This is a genomic window from Mycobacterium parascrofulaceum ATCC BAA-614, assembly GCF_000164135.1.
Classification (GTDB): domain Bacteria; phylum Actinomycetota; class Actinomycetes; order Mycobacteriales; family Mycobacteriaceae; genus Mycobacterium; species Mycobacterium parascrofulaceum.
The window spans coordinates 600,038-616,056 of the sequence record NZ_GG770553.1; the positions used below are offsets into that span (position 1 = coordinate 600,038).

Annotated in this window: 17 protein-coding genes; 9 read left to right on the forward strand and 8 right to left on the reverse strand. The window is 69.4% G+C overall.

Annotated elements, in window-relative coordinates:
* The 3 genes from HMPREF0591_RS02905 to HMPREF0591_RS02915 form a co-directional block, all read left to right on the forward strand.
* Positions 1–736 (forward strand): amidohydrolase family protein (locus HMPREF0591_RS02905; RefSeq protein ID WP_007166907.1); only part of this gene is annotated, 736 nt, incomplete at its 5' end.
* A 71-nt stretch (positions 737–807) separates the two neighbouring features.
* On the forward strand, positions 808–1,698 hold the full coding sequence (locus tag HMPREF0591_RS02910) for an SCO6745 family protein (RefSeq protein ID WP_040621722.1): 891 nt from the start codon (positions 808–810) through the stop codon (positions 1,696–1,698).
* Between the two features lie 65 nt (positions 1,699–1,763).
* A complete protein-coding gene (locus tag HMPREF0591_RS02915; RefSeq protein ID WP_007166909.1) occupies positions 1,764–2,030 on the forward strand; it encodes a YdeI/OmpD-associated family protein in 267 nt (88 codons plus the stop codon).
* A gap of 6 nt (positions 2,031–2,036) precedes the next feature.
* Here the strand turns inward: HMPREF0591_RS02915 and HMPREF0591_RS02920 are convergent, their stop codons facing one another.
* The 3 genes from HMPREF0591_RS02920 to HMPREF0591_RS02930 all read right to left on the reverse strand — a co-directional run bounded on the left by HMPREF0591_RS02920 (position 2,037) and on the right by HMPREF0591_RS02930 (position 4,031).
* The gene (locus HMPREF0591_RS02920; protein WP_007166910.1) at positions 2,037–2,390 is read right to left on the reverse strand and encodes a VOC family protein; all 354 of its coding nucleotides are present in this window, start codon (positions 2,388–2,390) and stop codon (positions 2,037–2,039) included.
* A gap of 118 nt (positions 2,391–2,508) precedes the next feature.
* Positions 2,509–3,015 (reverse strand): hypothetical protein, encoded by a 507-nt coding sequence (locus HMPREF0591_RS02925; protein ID WP_007166911.1) that lies wholly within the window; start codon positions 3,013–3,015, stop codon positions 2,509–2,511.
* Positions 3,016–3,146: 131 nt separating this feature from the next.
* Positions 3,147–4,031 (reverse strand): cyclopropane mycolic acid synthase family methyltransferase, encoded by an 885-nt coding sequence (locus HMPREF0591_RS02930; RefSeq protein WP_040620978.1) that lies wholly within the window; start codon positions 4,029–4,031, stop codon positions 3,147–3,149.
* A 183-nt stretch (positions 4,032–4,214) separates the two neighbouring features.
* Between HMPREF0591_RS02930 and HMPREF0591_RS02935 the strand changes: the two genes are divergently transcribed.
* From HMPREF0591_RS02935 to malQ, 4 genes are all read left to right on the forward strand, one after another.
* Positions 4,215–4,808: a hemerythrin domain-containing protein gene (locus HMPREF0591_RS02935; protein ID WP_007166913.1), complete on the forward strand. Its 594-nt coding sequence runs from the start codon at positions 4,215–4,217 to the stop codon at positions 4,806–4,808.
* A 178-nt stretch (positions 4,809–4,986) separates the two neighbouring features.
* Positions 4,987–6,315, forward strand: coding sequence for an MFS transporter (locus HMPREF0591_RS02940; RefSeq protein ID WP_040620980.1), 1,329 nt, complete (start codon positions 4,987–4,989; stop codon positions 6,313–6,315).
* A 114-nt stretch (positions 6,316–6,429) separates the two neighbouring features.
* Entirely contained in the window at positions 6,430–7,065 is a 636-nt protein-coding gene (gene phoU / locus HMPREF0591_RS02945) for a phosphate signaling complex protein PhoU (protein WP_007166915.1), read from the forward strand.
* A gap of 133 nt (positions 7,066–7,198) precedes the next feature.
* Positions 7,199–9,184 carry a 4-alpha-glucanotransferase gene (malQ, locus tag HMPREF0591_RS02950; protein WP_007166916.1) on the forward strand — a complete coding sequence of 662 codons (1,986 nt, stop codon included), beginning with the start codon at positions 7,199–7,201 and terminating at the stop codon, positions 9,182–9,184.
* A 13-nt stretch (positions 9,185–9,197) separates the two neighbouring features.
* On the opposite strand, the gene HMPREF0591_RS02955 is transcribed toward malQ, so the two are convergent.
* Together HMPREF0591_RS02955 and HMPREF0591_RS02960 are read right to left on the reverse strand one after the other, a co-directional pair.
* On the reverse strand, positions 9,198–9,953 hold the full coding sequence (locus HMPREF0591_RS02955; RefSeq protein WP_040620982.1) for a class I SAM-dependent methyltransferase: 756 nt from the start codon (positions 9,951–9,953) through the stop codon (positions 9,198–9,200).
* A gap of 50 nt (positions 9,954–10,003) precedes the next feature.
* Positions 10,004–10,981, reverse strand: coding sequence for a methylenetetrahydrofolate reductase (locus tag HMPREF0591_RS02960; protein ID WP_007166918.1), 978 nt, complete (start codon positions 10,979–10,981; stop codon positions 10,004–10,006).
* Between the two features lie 162 nt (positions 10,982–11,143).
* Here HMPREF0591_RS02960 and HMPREF0591_RS02965 point away from each other — a divergent pair, with 162 nt between their 5' ends.
* Positions 11,144–12,502: a WS/DGAT/MGAT family O-acyltransferase gene (locus tag HMPREF0591_RS02965; protein WP_040620984.1), complete on the forward strand. Its 1,359-nt coding sequence runs from the start codon at positions 11,144–11,146 to the stop codon at positions 12,500–12,502.
* A gap of 11 nt (positions 12,503–12,513) precedes the next feature.
* Here the strand turns inward: HMPREF0591_RS02965 and HMPREF0591_RS02970 are convergent, their stop codons facing one another.
* Positions 12,514–12,951: an ATP-binding protein gene (locus HMPREF0591_RS02970; protein WP_007166920.1), complete on the reverse strand. Its 438-nt coding sequence runs from the start codon at positions 12,949–12,951 to the stop codon at positions 12,514–12,516.
* 116 nt (positions 12,952–13,067) lie between these two features.
* Between HMPREF0591_RS02970 and HMPREF0591_RS02975 the strand changes: the two genes are divergently transcribed.
* Complete coding sequence (locus HMPREF0591_RS02975; protein WP_040620987.1) at positions 13,068–14,000, forward strand: LLM class F420-dependent oxidoreductase; 933 nt, start codon at positions 13,068–13,070, stop codon at positions 13,998–14,000.
* A 3-nt stretch (positions 14,001–14,003) separates the two neighbouring features.
* Here HMPREF0591_RS02975 and HMPREF0591_RS02980 read toward each other — a convergent pair whose 3' ends face one another.
* Together HMPREF0591_RS02980 and HMPREF0591_RS02985 are read right to left on the reverse strand one after the other, a co-directional pair.
* Positions 14,004–14,822: a formate/nitrite transporter family protein gene (locus tag HMPREF0591_RS02980; protein ID WP_007166922.1), complete on the reverse strand. Its 819-nt coding sequence runs from the start codon at positions 14,820–14,822 to the stop codon at positions 14,004–14,006.
* 76 nt (positions 14,823–14,898) lie between these two features.
* Positions 14,899–15,936, reverse strand: coding sequence for a 2-hydroxyacid dehydrogenase (locus HMPREF0591_RS02985; protein WP_007166923.1), 1,038 nt, complete (start codon positions 15,934–15,936; stop codon positions 14,899–14,901).
* Positions 15,937–16,019: the final 83 nt, after the last annotated feature.

Consider the following 16,019-nt stretch of genomic DNA (forward strand, 5'->3'; position numbering starts at 1 on the left):
TCCCGACCGGTTCCGCGGCTTCGCCACCCTCCCGATGCGCGACCCCGCCGCGGCGGCCAGCGAGCTCGAACGCACCGTGCGCGACCACGGCTTCGTGGGCGCCCTGATCAACGGCCACGTCGACGGCCGCTACCTCGACGACACCTTCTTCTGGCCGGTCTTCGAATCCGCCGAAAAACTCGGCGTCCCAATCTTTCTGCACCCCACCATTCCGCCGCAACCCGTGATCGACGCCTACTACGCTGGCTTCGATCCGAAAATCTCGGCGCGGTTGGCGGCCGCCGGGGTGGGCTGGCACATCGACACCGGCGTGCACTGCCTTCGGCTGATCCTGGGCGGGGTGTTCGACCGATTCCCGCAGCTGCAAATCATCGTGGGCCACCACTTCGAGGCCCTGAGCTGGATGGGCTGGCGGACCGACTACTCGTTTCCGGCGGCGGAGACCGGCCTCAAACGCACCGTCAAGGAATACCTTCGGGAGAATTTCTACGGTGGCATCCTCGCCGGCGACTTCTACACCCAGCAGCCCGGCGCCATGGACCCCAGCTGGAGCCTGTCCTTCAACGCCTACCTGGCGATGGTCAACGTCATCGGCATCGATCGCATCGTGTTCACCGCCGACTACCCCTACGGCAACATGCAGGCCTGCCGGCAGTTCCTCGATCGGATGCCGATCAGCGAGGACGTTCGGGAAAAGATCGCCCACCGCAACGCCGAACGCCTGCTGAGACTCTGAGCCGCAGGGTGATTCGTTTGTCGTCGTGGGCGAAGAGCCGCCCGGTCGGGCGGGTGTGGTTGACTGCGTCCGTGCAAAGGGAACCGGAACTGGCGCGGCGCTTCTTCGATCGGTTCGAGCCGGTGCATGCCGTGACGTATTTCGCGCCGGAGGCGCGCGCCGCGTTGGACGGGCTGGGTTACCGGGGTTTCTGGATGGGTTACTTCGCGGCCCGCTCCGCGCCGTTGGGCATGGTGCCGCACCAAGTGGTGGCCGCGATCTTCTACAACTTCGCCGCCGAGCGCGTCGCCAAGGCGCTGCCCGCGGCGTGGCAGGTCGCCGGCCCCGACGCGGCGTTGCGCGCCCGGCAGCAATCCGCCGTCGCGGCGCTGCGCCGCCACGGGCTCGATGACAGCGAAAACGTCCGTGTTGCCGCGGAATTGGCGGGCCGGGCCGCCCGCGGGGCGCCGGTCGACGCCCGGCCGCTGTTCGCCGCGAACCTGGCGCTGCCGTGGCCGGACGATCCGCTCGCAGCGCTGTGGCACGCGACGACGCTGCTGCGCGAACACCGGGGCGACGGCCACGTGGCGGTGCTGGCCGCCGCCGGCATCTCGGGCCGGGAATCCAATGTGCTGCATGCCGCCGCCGGCGGGATCCCGCGCGAGTACATCGCGCGCACCCGTGATTACGACGAGGCGGCGTGGCGGCACCACGAGCAACGCCTGGCCGCCCGCGGCCTGCTTGGCGACGACGGCTCGCTCACCGCGGCCGGCCGGGAACTGAAGGACCACATCGAACGGTCCACCGATGCCCTGGGCCTGTCGGCCCTCGACGCGCTCACCGACGACGAGGTGGAGGCGCTCTTCCGCGCACTGACACCGATCACCCGTGCGGTGGTCGCCGGCGGCGATGTGCCGGGCCTCACGCCGATGACCTTGCGCCGCCACGAATTGCACGACGACAGTGCACATCTGCCCTCTTAACCGCGTGGCGCGTGTCGGGAGCTGCCCGCAACTACGTGTCGTGAGCGGCGGGTTAGCCTGAGCCCATGAGCAGCCAGCGGATACCCGGCGGTGTGGTGCACAAACTTCCCGAGGACCTGCGCGAGTCGCTGGTCGGCAACGCCACGGCGCTTGCGGCCTGGCGGGACATCACGCCGTTGGCCCGCAACGAGTTCATCTGCTGGGTCGAGGACGCCAAGCAGGAGTCGACCCGCCGGCGCCGCATTCGCCGGACCCAGGAGGAACTGGAGGAAGGCAAGCGGCGCCCGTGCTGCTGGCCCGGGTGCAAGCACCGCGAGCGCACGGGCAGATAGCGCTTGTCAGCGGGCGAGCGGCTTGTAGAAGACCAGGCCGTTGCCCTTGTTGTCGTATACGACGGCGCGGCGTTCGTGCGCGTCGTCGTAGGGCCCCTTGACGATGCCCCCGCCGCTGGCCTCCACCGCCTTCGCCGCGGCGTCGACATCGGCGGTCTTGACGCCGACCACGACCTGACCGGGGATGGGATGGTCGACGGCGGTCGCCAGCGCGAGGGTGACCTGCCCGCCGTCGAGGGCCGCAAAGTGCGCCCCATCGCGGAATTTCAGCGGCATCCCCAAGGTTTCGCTGTAGAACCGGATCGACTCGTCAAGGTCATCGGTCGACAGGATGACCATCTTCACTTCGTGCTCGCTCATCGGACCTCCTCGGGGTGAATGGCATAGAGACTAAGCCGGGGAGGGCTGGTTCGAAAGGTGCGCGAAGGAAACGGATCAGCGGGGGCTGCGGGCGCGGGCTGGGTGCGCCGCCGGGCAGTCAGCCGCGGCCGGCCGGAACTATCTGTCCGTCAAGGTAATCCATCGGCGGACCATTCCCGTGGCCGGCGTCACGGTCGGCCACCGCGGTGGCCATCGCCGTCCCATCCTGAATGGTTCCGACGATGTCCACATGGTCGTTGACCGCGAAATGCTTTGCGGTGCTTGCAAGTTGACCGCCGTGCCCGATAAAGGTCGTGTCGGGGGTGACGAGATAGGTCTGAATGTACCCGTTGGCGCTGCGCGCGGTGACCGAGCCCGCCGACACCGCGATCACCGTGCCCTCTTGGCGCACGGGCTGGGCGGCGGCCGGCGGATCCTGACTCGCCTCAATCGTCCGCTTTTCGCTGTGCGGTGCGTTGAGCACCAGGGCCGCGCACGCCGCCACGCACAGCACCGAGCCGGACAGCATCTCGCACGCGGCGGCGACGCCCGACCCGCGGCCCGCGCGTCGCTCGGCCGGCCTTCTTTGCTCGGCGGTCGCCGTCATCCGATGCCTGGCACTCACGATCAGCCCTCCCCTGCGGTTTTGCGCAGATGTGGCTCGGCGCACACCGAAACAGGTTGTTGGCTGTCGTTTTACCCCGGTCTCAGGGGTGATAAACCGATCGGTGGCAGGTCACCGGGCGGCGGGGTGGGTCAGCCCTTGGCGAGCGTGAATTGCGCGACGTCGGTGTAACCCTCGCGGAACAGGTCGGCGCAGCCGGTCAGGTACTTCATGTACCGGTCGTAGACCTCTTGGGACTGGATCGCGATGGCCTCGTCGCGGCGCGACTCGAGCGCACCGGCCCACGTGTCGAGGGTGCGGGCATAGTGCAGGCGTAGCTGCTGGACCCGCTTGACGGTAAAGCCGGCGCGCTCGGCGTGCTCGATGACGGTCTTGGCCGCCGGCAGGTCCCCGCCGGGGAAGATCTCGTCCATGATGAATTTCATGAACCGCAGCTTCGTCATGGTGATGGGCAGCCCCCGTTCCTCGAATTCTTCGCGGCTGGGCTGGATGATGGTGTGCAGCATCATCACGCCGTCGGCGGGCAGCGCCTCGTAGGCCATCTTGAAGAAGTCGGGGTAGCGGTCGCGCCCGAAGTGCTCGAAGGCGCCGATGGACACGATGCGGTCGACGTGTTCGTCGACTTGCTCCCAGCCCTGCAGCAGCACCCGCTTGCTGCGCGGGCTCGGATGCTGATCCAGACGCTGCTGCACGTGCGCCTGCTGGTTGCGGCTCAGCGTCAGGCCGACGACGTTGACGTCGTAACGCTCGAGCGCCCGGACGATCGTGGTGCCCCAGCCGCAGCCGATGTCCAGCAGCGTCTGACCGGCCTCCAGCCCGAGTTTGCCGAGCGACAGATCGACCTTCGCGAGCTGCGCCTCTTCGAGGGTCATGTCGTCGCGTTCGAAATAGGCGCAGCTGTAGGTCCGCGTCGGATCCAGGAAGAGCGCGAAGAATTCGTCGGACAGGTCGTAGTGCGCCTGCACGTCGTCGAAATGCGGCTCTAGGCTTGCGGGCTCGCTGCGGTTTTCCGGCACAAACAACCTCTGACGTCGGTGGGGTTCAGCGGCGCGCGATCGAGGTCGATCTACACGCCGGTGCCCCAGTGTATCCGCCCGGTGTACGCCGCCCCGATGGAGCTTTCCCGGCCGGTTGACTGGTCCGCCCCCATGGGACACCATGGCCGCGGACCGTAGCGGTGAGGGAGGCGGGACGTCGGTATGACTGACATCACGATGCTGATCCTCGCCGACCATGAGTGGTTCCGCGAACAGTTCGCCGCGCTGGACTATCTGCAGGCGCAGACGCCGAACGACGAAACCGCGCTGGCTCGGGTGTGGCATCCCCTCGCCGACAAGCTGGACGTGCACGCTTACATCGAAGAGAAGATCTTCTACCCGCAGCTGCTGAAGCGGGGAACGGAGGACGCCGAAGGCGAGACGCTCGACGCCATCGGGGACCACAACGACATTCGCGACGGGGTGCGCGACGCCAACGCGGCCCGCGTCGGCACCGATCAGTGGTGGGCGGCGGTGGGCCGCACCCGCGAGGCCAACGACGACCACATGGGCGAGGAAGAGCGGGAAGGGTTGTCCGATTTCCGGCGGACCGCCCCCATCGGCCTTCGGGAAGCCCTGGGGCAGCAGTACAGCGATTTCATGGCCGAACATCCCACCACCGAGGGGCTGCCGATCGTCGACCGCGACCCCGAAGGCTATGTCGAGGAGATCGAGGCCGACAACCCGTCGGAACCCCGGGGGCGGTCCCGGCCCGACGACTTTTCGCTTCGCATCGGCAGCCTGAAAGGTCAGTGAGTTCCCGTCGACCTGGCCCGGTCGCTACGATCGGCCACCGGTCGATGGAGACGATAGAGCCGGTTGGGAGTGCGCTTTGTTCCGCCCACGAAACTTCTGGGTACGCAATCTGTCGATGATTGCACGGGGCCGCCGGAGGAAATGGGCACGGGACGACATCCGAGTCGCCGATCCGGCCATGCGCAGCACCATCCTGGGGACCGCGATCGGCAACTTCATGGAGTGGTACGACTTCGGGGTCTACGGTTACATCGCCACCACGATCGCCCAGGTCTTCTATCCCGGTAAGAGCGTCAGCGGCGTCCACCTGATCGCGACGTTCGGCACGCTGGCGGCGGCGTTCGTGGTGCGGCCGCTCGGCGGGTTCATCTTCGGTCCGCTCGGCGACCGCATCGGGCGGCATCGGGTTCTCGTCGTCACCATCCTGATGATGACGGTGAGCACCACCGTGACGGGTCTGCTGCCCGGCTACAGCGTCATCGGAATCTGGGCGCCGATCCTGCTCGTCATCGCCCGCATCTTTCAGGGCCTGTCGACGGGCGGGGAATACGTCGGCGCGATGACCTATCTGGTCGAGCAGGCGCCCGACCACAAGCGCGGCATGATGGTCGGCTTCCTGCCGATGGGCAACCTGGTCGGGTTCGTGCTCGCCGGGATGATGGTGACCGGGCTGCAAACCTGCCTGCCGGATGACGCCATGCTGACCTACGGTTGGCGGATCCCGTTGCTGCTGGGTGCGCCCTTCGGCTTGTTCGCGCTCGTTCTGCGGCTGCGACTCAAGGAGTCGTCCGCCTACCAGGACGCGACCGAGGGCGCGCAGCCGTCGGGCGGGCGCCGGCAGCAATTTCGGCGCACGGTCGTGGACCAGTGGCGGGGCCTGCTGATCTGCGCGGCTCTCGTGCTCACCTCTCAGGTCGCCGACTTCATGCTGACCGGCTACCTGCCGACGTACCTCAAGCTGTTCGTGCGCGTCGGCCACACCGCCGGCCTGGTGATGATCGTGGTGACGCTGGCGATCCTGATGGCCACCGTGGTCCTGGTCGCGGCGCTGTCCGACCGCATCGGGGTCAAGCCGATCATGTGGACGGGCTGCGCACTGCTGATCGTGGGGTCCATTCCGGCGTTCCTGCTCATCCGATTCGGCGGCATCTACCCGGTGATCTTCGTCGGCGTGCTGCTGATCGGATTGATGGAGTTGTGCTTTGACAGCACCGCGCCCGCCATGCTGCCCGCCCTGTTCCCCACCAACGTGCGCTACGGATCGCTGGCGATTTCCTACAACATCTCGATATCGGCCGTGGGCGGGACCACGCCGCTGATCGCCCAGGCGTTGGTCTCCGGCACCGGCAACGTCATGGCGCCCGCCTACATGCTGATCTTCGGTGGCCTGGTGGGCGCAGTCACGCTGTTGTTCACCCCCGAGGTCGCCGGGAAGCCGCTGCCGGGGTCCGGGCCCGCGGTGGAAAGTGAGCGGGAGGCGCGCGCGCTGGCCGACGACGTCAGGTAGCGCCGGCGCGAACGAAAGACGTTGACAAGGCCACGCATTCGGGTGGCTTTCGCGAAACGACCAATCGGCGCTTCGTGACGTTTATTTTGCGTCTCCCGGCCTATCTCTAAGGGCATGAGGAGCGCTTTTCACCAGCGGTTGGGGACCCTTACCCAACAGCTGGGGCTGATGTGCGCGATGGCCGGGGAGGCCGTCGGGCAGGCCACGGAGGCGCTGCTGAACGCCGACTTGGTGCAGGCCGAACGCGTCATCGCCGCCCAGGTGGACATGGTCGCCGTCAACGCCCGCGTCGAGGAGACGGCGTTCGGGCTGCTGGCGTTACAGGCACCGGTGGCCACCGACCTGCGGGCGGTGGTCAGCGCAATCCGGATCGCCGCGGACGCGCAGCGGATGGGCGCGCTGGCCGTACACGTGGCCGAGATCGCGCGCATGCGGCATCCCCGCCCCGCCGTGCCGGACGACGTGCGCCAATACTTCACCGAAATGGGCGCGTTGGCGGGACAATTGGCCGGCGGCGCCCGAGAAGTGTTGTTGTCCCAGGATCCTCGCCGGGCGGCGCAGATTCGCCGCGACGACGACGCGATGGACGAACTGCACCACCAATTGCTGGCCGAGCTGATGGATCGCGGGTGGACCCATGGCATCGCCGCGGCGGTCGACGTCACCTTGTTGGGTCGCTTCTACGAGCGGTTCGCCGACCATGCCGTGCAGATCGCTCGGCGGGTCATCTTCCAGGCCACCGGCCACTAAGCGAAAGCCGCTGACGCGAAACGCTTTTCGGGAGCCGGTGTGAGAATCCGCGGCGTGGGTATATAAGCGTGGTGCGTGCTCGCCGTCGTCATCCCGTCGCCCCCGCCGGCGCCCCGACCGGCCCGGGGCGCTGATGGCACGGCCCAAGCCGGTTCCCGATGACCTGCGCCGGCTGGCGGAAGCACACGGGGTGGCGACGTCCTACCGCAACGAGCGGCGCGAACCCGTCGAGGTCGACGCCGACGTCGTGATCCGGGTGCTCGAGCTGCTCGACGTCGATGCCGCCGGCGAAGCCGGCCGCCGCCAGGAGCTGGCCCGGCTGGCCGAACGCGACCGCGCGGGCGCCCTGGCGCCCACCCTCGCCGTGCGCGTGGACGGGCGTCCCCGGCCGCTGCCCGGAGCCGCCCTGTTGGTGAGCGAGGACGGCACCCGGACCGAGGTGCGCGACGAGCTGCCGAGCGACCTGGCCCCGGGCTGGTACCGGCTGCACCTGCGCGACGGCCAGCAGGCGACCCTGGTGGCGGCCCCGCCGCGGGTCCCGCCGACGCCGGCGACCTGGGGCTGGATGCTGCAGCTGTACGGATTGCGCTCGTCGCGGTCCTGGGGCGTCGGCGACTTGGGCGACCTGCGGGAGTTCGTGAACTGGACCGCGTCCGAACACGGCGCGGGCGCGGTGCTGCTCAACCCGCTGCACGCGCCGGGTCCGACGCATCCCGTGCAGCCGTCGCCCTACACCCCGTCCAGTCGCCGGTTCGCCAATCCGCTGGCGCTGCGCGTCGAGGACCTCGGCGCCTACCCGCGAGCCGACGCCGACACCCGCGCCGAGGTGGACGCGCTGCGGGTCTCGGCGACCACCGACCGCATCGACTACGACCTCGTGTGGGCGGCCAAGCGCTCGGCGCTGGAGCTGTTGTGGCGCGCCGAGGGCCGGCCCGACCCGCTGGACGGCCCGGCCGCCGGCGCGGGGCTGCGCGACTGGGCCACCTACTGCGCGCTGGCCGAGCGGCACGGTGGCCGGTGGACCCGCTGGCCCACACCGCTGCGCGACGTCGCGGGGGCGGCGGTGACGGCGGCCCGGCGAGAACTCGCGCCGAGGGTGGCGTTCCACGCGTGGGTGCAGCACCGCTGCGAGGAGCAGCTGACCGCCGTGCGCGACGCCGCCCGCGACGCGGGCATGGCGCTCGGCGTGCTGCACGACCTGCCGGTCGGGGTGGACGCGGACGGCGCGGACGCGTGGGCGCTGGCCGACGTGCTCGCCACCAGCGTGAGCATCGGGGCGCCGCCGGACAACTTCACCCCGCGCGGACAGGATTGGGGCCTGCCGCCGTTTCGGCCGGACCGCCTCGCCGCGACCGGTTACGCCGCGCTGCGGGACATGCTGCGCGCGGTGCTCGGGCACGCCGACGGGCTGCGGATCGACCATGTCGCCGGGTTGTGGCGGCTGTGGTGGATTCCCCCGGGGGACGGCCCCGATCGCGGCACCTATGTGCACTACGACGCCGACGTCATGCTCGCGGTGTTGGCGCTGGAAGCGCACCGGGCGGGAGCCACCGTCGTCGGCGAGGATCTGGGCACCGTCGAACCGGAGGTGACCAAGGCGCTGGCCGACAACGAGATGCTGGGGTGCGCGGTGTCCTGGTTCACCCGCGACGAATCCGCGCCGGGCGAGCCGCTGCTCCCGCCGGCGAAGTGGCCGTCACGGGCGGCGGCCAGCCTGTCCACCCACGACCTGCCGACGGCGGCGGGTTTCCTGCGCGGCGAACACGTGCACGTCCGCGCCGAACTCGGTCTGCTCGACGACGTGCCGGGCGAGCAGTCGGTGGCCGACAAGGAGCGCGCCGAGTGGGTGGAACTGCTGCGCTCCGAGGGGCTGTTGTCGGGCCCCGACCCGGACGAGGCGGCGATCATCACCGCGATGCACCGCTTGCTGGCGGCGACCCCGAGCCGGTTGAAATTGATTTCGCCCTACGACGTCCTGGGCGAACCCCGCCAGCCCAACCTGCCGGGCACGGTCGACGAGTACCCGAACTGGCGGCTGCCGCTGCCGGAGACGCTGGAGGAGCTGCGCGCCGACCCGAGGGTCGCCGAGATCACCGCCGCCTTCCGCGCTGCACCCTGACCGCTCTCGCCGTTCAGGCCGACCGCAGCACCAACAGCTCGCTCGTCAGCGTCCCGTCGTCGAGCAACCGCCCGATCTGTGCGCTCTGCCGCTCGGCCAGCTGCCAGGCCTCGGTGTGCCCGTACCGGTCGCTCAGGGCCTGCGTCACGGTGTCGATCCGCTGGCTCCACGTGTCGGAGATCGCCGGAAGCTCCGCGGTGCCGAGCCGGCTCTCGACCCGCAACGCGGCTTCGGCCACCAGCTCGAGCAGCCCGTCGGGCGTCGGAAAATGGTTGCCCTCCAGCACCTCGTCGGCGATGTCACCGTGGGCGAGGAAGACCAACAAGCCGATGCGCCCGCCCGGCCGCACGATGCGCCGCAACTCCCCGAGCACCGCGAGCTGATCCGGAGTGGTGCTCAGCACGCCCAGCGCCCATGCCGCGTCGAAGCTCGATTCCGCCATGGGGAGGGCCGCCCCCTCCGCGCACACCACCGGAAAGCCGAACAATCTCCGCGCCGCGCGGCAGGCACCGGTTTCCGGCTCGACCAGGACCGGCACCACCGATCGGGCGCGCGCCGCGTAGGCGGCGGGCCCGCCGACGCCCGCCCCCGAGTCCAGCAACGTGGCGCCCGACGCCAGCCCCATCTGCTCGATCAGCCAGTCCAGGGCATTCGGACTGCCGCTCCCACGGCAGCCCGCGGGCACGTGGTATTCCGGGCCCAGGTCGGCGGCCACCCGCGCCGTCCACTCCGCGACGGTGTCGAACTCCGCCTCCATCGCTTCGGTCATCGGCGCCCTCTCCTCAGCATCACTACGTTCTGCATCGTCGCCGGCGCGCGTCATCGGCGCCCCTCTCTTATCCGCCGCCCGATCTCGGCCTTGATCTCCGCGCCGATGCGCGGGCCCGACGCGGACGCCAGGCCGGACACGTTGACTCCCTCGACGCCGTCGATCGACAGCAGCGCCCGGGCCTCGTCCACCGCCGCGGCGATCCCGGCGTCCACCGGATCCGGCGCGCTCAGCACCCGCTCCGTCACGGCCTGATCGAGTTCGAGCCCGGGCAAGCCCTGCAACACCGCCGCGGAGACGCTGTCGGTGAACGCCGCGACCGCCGCGATCACGGGAATCGTCAGCCCCGCCGCGCGCGCCGTCGTGATGAAATCGGCGACCATGCCGGGAAAGGGCACGTGGTTGAGCACCGCCAGGCTCGCCCCGGCCCGTTGCTTCTCGACCAGCCGGGCCGGCCGGGCGTGGACGGGCGGCGCGGTCGGTGTTTCGGGCACCGCGGCGACGACCCCCGTCGACGCGGCCAGCGAAACGAGGCGTGGGCCGTCGAGGTCGAAGGTCTGCGTGACGTCCGGGCGCACGTCGTAGCCGCGCCCGTCGCCGGTCACGCACAACACCGTCTCGACGTCGATGCTGCGCAACCCGCGCAGTTCCTGCTCGAGGACCACGCGGTTGCGATCGCGGCACGACAGCGTGATCCACGGCGTCACCCCGGCGTCGAGCAGCAGCGACCCCAACAGCGTGGGCGGAAAGTCGGGTTTGTTCTGGTGCTCGCCGACCAGGACCGCGTCGCATCCCGGCGCCAGAACGGCGGCGGTCGCCGCGAGGTCGTCGCGATCGAACGGGGTGCAGCTGAAGTCGGTGAGCACCAGCGGTGCGCGCACGCGCCACGGTGCGGGTTGGTGGCCCGACCACGCCACCACGTCGTCGAACGCGCACGCGCCCGGCCGCATTTCGCACTGGCCGTCGGGGCGCACCCCGCCGCACGGCCCGAACTCCATCCGCTTCGGACACTCCGGACCCGCCGACATCTTCACTCCTCGAGCGCCAGTGTTCGCATGCATGTACCCAAACGGTCGCGGCCGCAAGCGCTTCGGTTGGCACCGTCTTTTCGGATTAGCAAACGCTCACTTCGGCTACTAGGAGATGGTCGTGTGCCGCGTGGACGGCGCAGCGAAGGATTGGGGTTGACCATGGAACCGATATCGCCGACGGACGCGCTGTTCCTCGTCGGGGAGTCCCGCGAACACCCGATGCATGTGGGATCGCTGCAGCTGTTCGAACCGCCCGAGGACGCCGGGCCCCATTTCGTCCGCGAGTCCTACCAGGCCATGCTCGAGTGCACGGACGTCCAGCCGCTGTTCCGCAAGCACCCGGCCTTCTTCGGTGGGCTGACCAACCTCGCGTGGTCGTTCGACAACGACGTCGAGCTCGACTACCACCTGCGCCGTTCGGCCCTGCCCGAGCCGGGGCGGGTGCGTGATCTCCTGGAGCTGACGTCCCGGCTGCACGGCAGCCTGCTCGACCGCCACCGCCCGATGTGGGAGGCCCACCTCGTCGAGGGGCTACAAGACGGCCGGTACGCCGTGTACACGAAGTACCACCACTCGCTCATGGACGGCGTGTCCGCGATGCGGCTGGTGCAGCGCGCCTTCACCCCCGACCCGAACGACGACCAGGTGCGGGTCCCGTGGAGCCTCGGGCCCCGCAAACGCGGGGGCGGGCAGAAACGCCAGTCGCTGCTGGAGCGGGCCGGCCGCACGGCGGGGTCCGCGCTCGCCCTCGCGCCGTCCACGCTGAGGCTGGCCCGCGCCGCGCTGCTCGAACAACAGCTCACGATGCCGTTCCGGGCGCCGCGGAGCATGTTCAACGTCCGGATCGGCGGTGCCCGGCGGGTGGCCGCGCAGTCGTGGTCGCTGGACCGGATCAAGGCGGTCAAGTCCGCGGCCGGGGTGACGGTCAACGACGTCGTGCTCGCCATGTGCGCCGGCGCCCTGCGCACCTACCTCCTGGAGCAGAACGCCCTCCCGGACGCCCCACTGACGGCGATGGTGCCGGTCAATCTCCGCAAGTCCGACGACGAACGCGGCGGCAACATGGTGGGAACGTTCTTGTGCAACCTCGCGACCGACCTGGACGACCCGGCGCGGCGGCTCGACGTCGTCAGCACGTCCATCCGCGACACCAAAGCGGTGTTCCAACAACTGCCGCCGGTTCAGCAGCTGGCGCTGTCGGCGTTCAACATCGGCGGCCTGTTCTTCGGGCTGATCCCCGGCTACCTGTCGGCGGCGTCACCGCCGTTCAACATCGTCATCTCCAACGTTTCGGCCGGCCCCTCCGAACCGCTGTACTGGCGTGGCGCACGGCTGGACGGCAACTATCCGCTGTCCATCCCCCTCGACGGTCAGGCGGTCAACATCACCGTGACCAACAACGCCGACAACCTCGACTTCGGGCTCGTCGGCTGCCGCCGCAGCGTCCCGCACCTGCAACGGTTGCTCGGCCACCTCGAGACGTCGCTGAAGGACCTCGAGCGCGCGGTCGGGGTGTAGGCGGGTGGCCGTCAGTGCCTGGTGGTGTAGTCCAGGCACACCGTCGTGCCGTTCGGGCGGGCGTTGATGGTGCAGTGATCGGCGAGCGCGTGCATCAGCGCGATGCCGCGCGACCGCCGCGGATCGCTGAGCCGCTGCGCCGGCGGGTGCTGCCAGGACCCGCGGTCGCTGACGCACACGCTGATCGCCTGCGCGGCGAGATCGTGGCTGCCCTGCAGTTTCATGGTGCCGACCGTGCGGTGGGTCCGGTACGCGTGCTCGACGCAGTTGGCCAGCGCCTCGTTGACGCTCAGAATGATGTCGTCGCGAACCTCCGCGGGGGCCTCAGTCGCCTCGTGAAGCCACCGGCGCAGGACGCGACGCCATTCCGCCGCCGTGACGGCGTCGGCGGCACCGGCGCAGGTCAGCCGCGCGGGCGTCACGACCGTGGGTGCAAGTAGTGAGGTCATGCTAAGCGCATACCCAATTGCGGGCCGGGTACTAACCCGTTCGCCGTCTCGCTTTGGCCACAGGCGGGTACAGGTTCGGAATCGGGTTGCCGTACAACGAGATACCGAGGGATTCTATGGACTTCCGTGCATTCATCGAGCCACAGCAGGGCGCGAGTTACGCCGATCAGGTCGCCGTCGCGAAAACCGCGGAGCAGCTGGGGTTTTCCGCGTTCTTCCGGTCCGACCACTACCTGGCGATGAGCGGCGACGGGCTGCCCGGTCCGACCGATTCGTGGGTGACCCTGGGCGCGATCGCGCGGGAGACGTCGAGCATCCGGTTGGGCACGTTGGTGACGTCTGCCACATTCCGCCACCCGGGTCCGCTGGCCATCGCGGTCGCGCAAGTGGACGACATGAGCGGCGGACGTGTCGAATTCGGCCTGGGCAGTGGCTGGTTCGAAAAGGAACACCAGGCGTACGGCATTCCTTTTCCGCCGTTGCGGGAGCGGTTCGACCGGCTCGGTGAGCAGCTGGCGATCGTCACCGGGTTGTGGACGACAAGGCCCGGTGCGACCTACGACTACGCCGGCGAGTACTACACCATCGCCGGTTCGCCTGCGCTGCCCAAACCGGCGCAGAGCCCGCATCCGCCGATCGTCATCGGGGGGCTCGGCGCCCACCGCACTCCCCGGCTGGCGGCGAAGTATGCGGCCGAGTTCAACGTTCCGTTCGCGCCGCCCGACGTGACCGAGAAGCAGTATCAGCGGGTGGCGCAGGCGGTCGAGGCGGCCGGCAGACCGCCCGAATCCATGGTCTATTCGAGCGCTTTCGTGCTCTGCGCCGGCCGCGACGACCGCGAGCTGGCCCGCCGCGCCGCCGCCATCGGCCGCGACCTCGACGAGCTGCGCTCGAACAGCCCGCTGGTCGGGACCCCCGCGGAGATCGTCGACAACTTGGGCGCCTGGAGACGCATCGGCGTGCAGCGGGTCTACACCCAGCTGCTGGACCTCACCGACCTCACGCACCTCGAACTGATCGCGAGCGAGGTTATGCCGCAACTTCTTTGAGGCTCACGACGACTCGGCGTCGGCGCGTTCCTCCTCGAGCCGGTCCTTGCTGCGCAGCAGCCGCAGCAGTGTGACGAACAGCAGCCCGCCGACCATGTTGCCCACCACGGTGTAGGCGAACCAGCCCAGCCAGGTGAGGTAGCCGAACGGCGCCTCACCGGTGATCAGCGCGCCGAAGATCAATAGCGAGTCCAGGATCGAGTGGAACAACCGCAGCCCGGCGAGCAGGAACGCGGCGGCGACCGCGGCGGCGATCTTGGCGGGCACCGAATCGGTGCCGTGTTGCATCCGGGTCATCAGCGTGATGACCATGCCGCCGAGGACGGCCAGGGCCATGCTCTGCCCCGATAGCGGCGCGGTGGCGAAGTGGGTGCCGGATTCGATGGTCTGCGCGTGCAGTTCGGGGAAGCCGGTCATGATCAGCCACATGATCACCCAGCCGCCGACGAGGTTGGCGAACATGGTGCCGCCCCACAATTTGAGCAGCTGCGGGAGGCTGGCGCGCTTGGCGGCGACGGTCACGACGGGGATGATGAAGCCCTCGGTGAACAGCTCGCTGCGGCCGAGCAGCAGGGCCAAAAAGCCGATGGAGAACGCCAGGCCGGCCAGCAGCGGGCGGTGGGTGGCGTCCAGCACCGACAGGTAGGCGAGCACCCCGATCCCCACCTCGGTGCCGCCGAAAAAGCCGGTGACCAGCACGCCGCGCCAGGTGCGGTGCAGGCGCTGGGTGCCCTCGCTCAACATCCTGCTGAAGGCGTCCTCGAGCTCGTCCTCGATCGGACTGTCGGTCTGCCCGAGCTGACGCCGGGTCGTATCACTCATAGTGGATGGCCTGATACCCGAAATTAGGCCGGCGGACGTTGCGGTGTGAGGCATCTGACATGAGCCGATCCTGCCCTCACCGCCGGGGTTGTAGCACGGGGGTCACCAGTTCGCCGGTGTCGAGGTAACTCTCGAAGTTGCGGATCGCCAGCAGCGCCATCGCCCTGCGGGTCCGCTCGGTGGCGCTGCCGATGTGCGGGAACAGCACCACGTTGTCCAGCCCGAACAGCTCGGCCGGAACATGGGGTTCGTCGACGAAGACGTCCAGACCCGCCCCGGCCAGGGCGCCGCCGGCCAGCAGCTCCACCAGCGCGTCCTGGTCGACGACGCTGCCGCGGGCGATGTTGATGAGGTAACCGTCGGGCCCCAACGCCTCGAGGACGACGCGGTCGACCAGGTGGCGCGCGTGGGAGCCGCCGGTGGTGGCCACGACCAGGACGTCCACCGACTCGGCCAGCTCCACCGGGGATTCGGCATAGCGGAACGGCGATCCGTCGATGCGGCGGCGGTTGTGGTACGCGACGGCGCAGTCGAACCCGAGCAGCCGGGTCGCGATGGCCGAACCGATGCGGCCCAGCCCCAGGATCCCGACCTGCAGCCCGCTGACGTCGCGGGCGTACGGGAACGGGCCGTCGCGCACCCATTTGCCCGCCCGCACGTAGCGGTCGGCGGCGCCGAACCGGCGCAGGGTCATCAGGATCAGCCCCAGGGCGGTGTCGGCCACGGTGTCCGACAGCACGTCTGGCGTGTTGCTCACGCCGATGCCGCGGTGCTGCGCCGCCCGCAGGTCGATCAGGTCCACCCCGGCGCCGTTGTTGACGATCACCTCCAGGTTGGGCAGCGCCGCGATGGTCTCGGCGTCGACGCCGGCCGAACCCGACGTGAGCACCACCCGCACACCGGCCCCGTGCTCGGCCAGGAAGTCCGCCCGTCCCGGGCCCTCGGGGAGCCGCGGAATTTCGTAGCGCGCGGTCAGCTCCGCTTCGAACGTCCGCTCGAAACTACCGACCCGCAGCGCGCTGCTGATCTTTTTCGTCGTCACCCGTCCATCATCGAGGGTGTGAGAAATACCCGGGCGGGCGGCGGCGTTGTGGGACGCGACGGTGTCGGACATTCCCCCGGGTACCACCTCAAAACCGTCGCTTCGAGCGACCACTTGCCGAGAGGCGCGAAGACGGCACCGTCACAAACTTATTC

Excerpts from the sequence above, each read along its gene's own strand:
- HMPREF0591_RS02970 (WP_007166920.1), bottom strand. The coding sequence starts at position 12,951 with ATGACCTCACTACTTGCACCCACGGTCGTGACGCCCGCGCGGCTGACC.
- HMPREF0591_RS02980 (WP_007166922.1), bottom strand. The coding sequence starts at position 14,822 with ATGAGTGATACGACCCGGCGTCAGCTCGGGCAGACCGACAGTCCGATC.
- HMPREF0591_RS02940 (WP_040620980.1), top strand. The coding sequence starts at position 4,987 with ATGCGCAGCACCATCCTGGGGACCGCGATCGGCAACTTCATGGAGTGG.
- HMPREF0591_RS02915 (WP_007166909.1), top strand. The coding sequence starts at position 1,764 with ATGAGCAGCCAGCGGATACCCGGCGGTGTGGTGCACAAACTTCCCGAG.
- HMPREF0591_RS02975 (WP_040620987.1), top strand. The coding sequence starts at position 13,068 with ATGGACTTCCGTGCATTCATCGAGCCACAGCAGGGCGCGAGTTACGCC.
- HMPREF0591_RS02965 (WP_040620984.1), top strand. The coding sequence starts at position 11,144 with ATGGAACCGATATCGCCGACGGACGCGCTGTTCCTCGTCGGGGAGTCC.
- HMPREF0591_RS02985 (WP_007166923.1), bottom strand. The coding sequence starts at position 15,936 with ATGTCCGACACCGTCGCGTCCCACAACGCCGCCGCCCGCCCGGGTATT.
- HMPREF0591_RS02935 (WP_007166913.1), top strand. The coding sequence starts at position 4,215 with ATGACTGACATCACGATGCTGATCCTCGCCGACCATGAGTGGTTCCGC.
- malQ (WP_007166916.1), top strand. The coding sequence starts at position 7,199 with ATGGCACGGCCCAAGCCGGTTCCCGATGACCTGCGCCGGCTGGCGGAA.
- HMPREF0591_RS02955 (WP_040620982.1), bottom strand. The coding sequence starts at position 9,953 with ATGACCGAAGCGATGGAGGCGGAGTTCGACACCGTCGCGGAGTGGACG.
- HMPREF0591_RS02960 (WP_007166918.1), bottom strand. The coding sequence starts at position 10,981 with ATGTCGGCGGGTCCGGAGTGTCCGAAGCGGATGGAGTTCGGGCCGTGC.
- HMPREF0591_RS02920 (WP_007166910.1), bottom strand. The coding sequence starts at position 2,390 with ATGAGCGAGCACGAAGTGAAGATGGTCATCCTGTCGACCGATGACCTT.
- phoU (WP_007166915.1), top strand. The coding sequence starts at position 6,430 with ATGAGGAGCGCTTTTCACCAGCGGTTGGGGACCCTTACCCAACAGCTG.